The organism is Rhodococcus sp. NPDC057014 (assembly GCF_042673295.1).
Classification (GTDB): Bacteria; Actinomycetota; Actinomycetes; order Mycobacteriales; family Mycobacteriaceae; genus Rhodococcus_F.
Genome location: NZ_JBHUSF010000584.1, coordinates 1 through 2,348, shown reverse-complemented (window position 1 = coordinate 2,348; position 2,348 = coordinate 1). Strand labels below are relative to the sequence as shown.

The window sequence follows — 2,348 nt, the reverse complement described above, 5'->3', positions numbered from 1 at the left end:
CGCCGTCGGCCAGCGCGACTACCTGTCCGGCATTGCCGCGCTCGGCGCGTCGGTCACGACGGACAGTCGCGTCCGGATGCAACTGAGCCATCGACGGCTCGTCGAGCGCTCGGTGCGCTGGCTCCTGGCGAGCAGACGGCAGACCATCGACGTGACCGGCGAAACTGCCCGCTTGACTCCCCTCGTGGAGTCGCTGCGCGAGTGCCTGCCGAACTTCCTCGTCGGCGCCGATCGGGCGGCGGTCGATGCCAAGCGCCGGCGGTACCTCGACGACCGGAAGGTCCCCGACGTCTTGGCCCGCAGGGCCGCGAGTCTGTTCCAGGAGTTCTCGCTGTTCTCGATCAGCGAAACCGCACTGCGCACAGGTCAGAACCCGGAACTAACAGCTCGTACCTATTTCCAGGTCGCCGATCGGTTCCGGCTCGACACGCTCCTGCGTCGGGTCGCCGCCCTCCGCCGAGTCGACAATTGGGACGCGATGTCCCGGGCCGCTCTCCGTGATGATCTCTACTTCGCCGTCAGCGACGCCACACGGCGTCTCATCGATGGTGCGGACTCGAGCCAGTCGCACACCGACCAGGTCTCGAATCTTGCCTCCGACTGGCTCGACAACGTGCTGGACTCGGCGCTGGACCCCGCACGCGAACCCGAGCTGGCGATCCTGCTCGTAGCCACCAACGCCCTGCGCTCGTTCGCCGAGAACATCGCCTAGCGGCATCGTCCGCACCGGCCTTCCGAACCCGACGCACCCGCCGCACTCGAACCGGAGCCAGATCCTCACATGCCCGCTACACCTGTGTCCGTCCACCAACTGCCAGATATCGCCGGTGCGGATCTCGGCGTCAGCCAATGGCGCGAAGTGCCCCAGTCCGACATCAGTGGGTTCGCCGCGCTGACAGGGGACGACCAATGGATTCACACCGACCCCGCACGCGCGGACTGGGCCCGTTCGGAACCACAATCGCCCATGGGTATCTGACCCTCTCCCTCGTCGTTCCACTACTCACCGAACTGCTCGACCTCACCGACGTCGGGATGGTCGTCAACTACGGGCTCAACCGGGTGCGCTTCCCGGCGGCGGTACCCGCCGGTGCGCGCCTCCGACTCGCTGCGACCGTGACCGAGGTGACTCGGATCGGCGACGACTGCTACGAGCTGATCATCCTCGGCAAGCTCGAATGCGACCGCTCCCCAAGCCGGCAGCTGTCATCGAACTGATCTACCGCGCATACGAGTAGATCTCTGAAGAGGGGGAATTCGTCCGTTGTCCATCCTGAAATCCGTCCCGTCCTTCGATCTCGGGGTACTGAAGAACGCCGCGGTCGATGCCGATCCCGCAGGCTTCCTACGTTCACTCGGTGCGGCAGGCATCGGCTCCTTGAAACACCCGAGCGGAACTGCCGCTGCGCATTGTCGGCTCCTACTCGGCTCCGGCAGCCCCACAGATTGCACGGAAACTACCGAAGGAGTTCAGTTGTCCTCGCTACATTTCGACGAACGCGTAGCCATCGTGACCGGAGCCGGCAACGGTCTGGGTCGATCGCACGCCCTCGAACTCGCTCGCCGGGGTGCGCGGGTGGTGGTCAATGACCTGGGTGGCTCACTACATGGTGACGGACAGTCGACGGACGCAGCGCAGGCCGTCCTCGACGAGATCACCGCGTTCGGCGGTACGGCTGTCGCCAACCGAGACAGCGTCGCCACGGAAGAGGGCGGTCGCGCGATCGTCCAGACGGCACTCGATGAATTCGGCCGGTTGGACGTTCTGGTCAACAATGCAGGCATTCTGCGGGACAAAGCCTTTCACAAAATGGATGGCTCGATGATCGACGCCGTCATCGACGTTCACCTCAAGGGAGCACTGTTTGTCAGTCAACCCGCCTTCCGTGCCATGCGGGAGGCGGGCTACGGCCGCATCGTCAACACCAGCTCGGCCTCCGGCCTGTTCGGCAATTTCGGGCAGGCGAACTACGGCGCCGCGAAGGCGGGGATCGCAGGCCTCACCCGCGTTCTCGCGCTGGAAGGGGCGGCCTACGGGATCACCGCGAACGCAATCGCGCCGATTGCCGCGACCCGCATGACGGCGGGGCTGCTCGGCGATCTGGCATCACACGTGACGCCGGAAGGCGTCAGCCCGGTAGTTGCGTTCCTCGCACACGAGGACTGCCCCGTCTCGGGAGCCGTGTACTCGGTTGCCGGCGGCCGGGTTGCCAAGATCTTCGTCGGCGAAACCTCGGGGGCAATCCTGGAGGAGCTGACCGCGGAAGCGGTTCGTGACCAACTCTCCGAAATAGACGATCAGAGCACATATCACGAGCCCACGTCATTGGACATGGCCACGGCGATCA

General features: G+C 65.2%; 2 protein-coding genes and 1 pseudogene. All 3 read left to right on the top strand.

Annotated elements, in window-relative coordinates:
• Positions 1 to 712 (top strand): hypothetical protein (locus tag ACFTZB_RS45095; RefSeq protein ID WP_378442433.1); only part of this gene is annotated, 712 nt, incomplete at its 5' end.
• Between the two features lie 69 nt (positions 713 to 781).
• A pseudogene (locus ACFTZB_RS45090) lies at positions 782 to 1,218 on the top strand (MaoC family dehydratase).
• A 256-nt stretch (positions 1,219 to 1,474) separates the two neighbouring features.
• Positions 1,475 to 2,348: SDR family NAD(P)-dependent oxidoreductase (locus tag ACFTZB_RS45085; protein WP_378442431.1), on the top strand; the 874-nt coding region annotated here is incomplete at its 3' end.